The 2,388-nt window shown below is 53.7% G+C and carries 1 protein-coding gene and 1 pseudogene; both read right to left on the bottom strand.

Annotation, left to right across the window (positions count from 1 at the left end; genetic code table 11):
* Window positions 1-788 (bottom strand): annotated as a pseudogene (purH, locus tag ACTHUT_RS18075) (bifunctional phosphoribosylaminoimidazolecarboxamide formyltransferase/IMP cyclohydrolase); the annotation flags it as partial.
* A 163-nt stretch (window positions 789-951) separates the two neighbouring features.
* The gene (locus tag ACTHUT_RS18070; RefSeq protein WP_250601779.1) at window positions 952-2,121 is read right to left on the bottom strand and encodes a chloride channel protein; all 1,170 of its coding nucleotides are present in this window, start codon (window positions 2,119-2,121) and stop codon (window positions 952-954) included.
* Window positions 2,122-2,388 lie beyond the last annotated feature (267 nt).

The following is a 2,388-nucleotide window of genomic DNA, read 5'->3' as shown; positions in this document are numbered from 1 at the left end:
ATGTTGTTGTACGACAATTCTTTGCCTTGGAGCTGTTTGTATGCGGCGAGGCTGCCTGCGGCGGGGTACACATCGCGGTAGAACGCGGCGCGTTGGTGCGGGTTTTCGCCGTAGCGCATGTCTTGCACTTTAATCCAGCTTTGGTTGAACTGGCTTGGGAATTCGCCGATTTGGGGCTGGCCGCTCAAGACGTCGTCTGAAAGCGAGGTCAGGTAGTTGGAAATCATGCCGTCGTATTGGGCGGTGTGGCTGAACGCCTTGCGTGAGAGGTTGAAGCGGGTTTTGTCGCTCAACGCGCCGCCGTTGGCTTCCATTTCGGCGGCGATGGCGGGGAAGTCGGCGGTGTCGGTAACGATGGCGACGTGTTTCCAGTTTTTCGCAGCAGAGCGCACCATGGTCGGACCGCCGATGTCGATGTTTTCAATCGCGTCTTCCAGTGTGCAGTTTGGTTTGGCGATGGTGGCGGCGAAGGGGTAAAGATTGACGCACACAAGGTCGATGTTGCCGATGCCGTGCTCTTCCATCTTGGCGACGTGTTCGTCCAAATCGCGACGGCCGAGGATGCCGCCGTGGATTTTCGGGTGCAGCGTTTTCACGCGGCCGTCGAGCATTTCGGGGAAGCCGGTATAGTCGGCAACTTCGATAACGGGAACGCCTGCATCAGCCAAGAGCTTTGCTGTACCGCCGGTAGAGAGGATTTCAACACCGAGCTTGGTCAGGGTTTGGGCAAATTCGACTGCGCCTGTCTTGTCGGATAGGCTGATCAGGGCGCGTTTGATGGAAGACATTTGGATTTCCTTTGTTGAAGGTTTAATCGATATGGGATGAATTTTCAGGGCGGTATTATCCCCCAGTTTCGCATTTTTGGCAGTAGGTTTTTGCAAATATTGTTAACAATTTTATTGTAAAAGGCCGTCTGAAACTTGGTTTCAGACGGCCTTTTGATTTTGCCTATTTAAATCCCATTTTCTTTGCCACCCATACTGCGCCTGCCATGCCTGTGCATAATGGCATGAGTAAGGCAACGGGGGCATAGGTTAGCTCCAAAATAAAGGCTATGGCTGTCAGGGGCATTTTGAGGGAAACGCCGAGGAAAACGGCGGCGCCGACAACAGCCGCACTTTCGGACGACATTTCAGGGAAAAAACTATTCCACGCGGCGGCAGTGGCAAAGGCGATGGTACTGCCGAGCATCATGGACGGGGTAATCAGGCCGCCGTATGCGCCGACGGCAAGTGCCATTAAGACGACCAGCCATTTGACGGCGGTCAGTTCAAGGCTGTGTTGCCAGTCGGTCAATCCGCCAAAGGTCAGTTGGTTGCCTGCTTTGCCGTTGCCCAAAATTTCTGGAAACCAAACGGCAATCACGCCGATGAGTGCAAACATGCAGACGGCCAAGGGAATAATTTTGATGTTGTCGCGCTTGATGAAGGGGAACTTTTGGGCGGTACGCTGGAAAAAGACGGCGGTTGCGCCCAGTATCGGGCCGATGATGGCGGAAAACCAAAGTAGTGATGTATTGATGGAAAGGTTGGCAGGATGATATTGCTGCACGTCGCCCAAGCCGATGCGCGCGACGGCGGTGGCGATGACTGAAGTCAGCAATGCGGCGGCGACGGCTTGCTGCGTCCACAGGCCCAGCATGGCTTCAAGGATGAAAAGTGTGGAGGCGAGCGGCACGTTATACACAGCCGCCAAACCTGCACCCGAAGCGCAGGCAATAACCAGCCTTGCATCATCTTCGCTCAACCCGAAACGGTTGACGCCGACTGAAGCGAAAGCGGCGGTCATTTCACGCGGCGCAACTTCGCGGCCGAGCGGCGAGCCAAGCCCGACGGTAATGATTTGCAACAGGGCATGGCTGACGGTTTCAAAAAACGGAAACCCGGCAAGCGGATTTTTAACCACGGCTTTAATGCTCGGTTGCGGCCTGCCGTAGCGTTTGAGCAACCACCATCCCAAGCCGACCACCACACCGCAAAAAGCCATCACGCCCATACGCCGCTCCGGACTTGCCTGCGATACGCCCTCCCGGAAAGAAACGTATAGGCCGTCTGAACCGTAACCATAGGCAAGATGTTGAATTGTATGCATGATTTCGGTTAATACAATGCCGACCATGCCGCCGATAATGCCGGTAATGATGAGGGCGGCCCAAAGTTTATGCGTTTCTTTCACGGGATTTGACTTGAGGTAGTAATGGTTTGATAAAAGCGTTTTTCAAGGGAACTATTGTCCGCCTAAGGGATAGTTTTTGGGGGCGACGTGGGTTTTGCCGTTATAAGGGAAAATATATTTCTGATTTTTATAATTTTTCTTTCCTGATACGCCGCTGAGTTTTGCAGTCAACGCCCATACGCCGGATACGGCAGGACGGCTTTTGTCAAA

It is taken from the genome of Neisseria sp. P0022.S010 (assembly GCF_051956635.1).
This window is presented reverse-complemented; position numbering and strand designations above follow the sequence as displayed.

What these genes read in the sequence shown, in the direction of transcription:
- ACTHUT_RS18070 (WP_250601779.1), bottom strand. Translation starts at nt 2,121, where the DNA reads ATGGTCGGCATTGTATTAACCGAAATCATGCATACAATTCAACATCTT.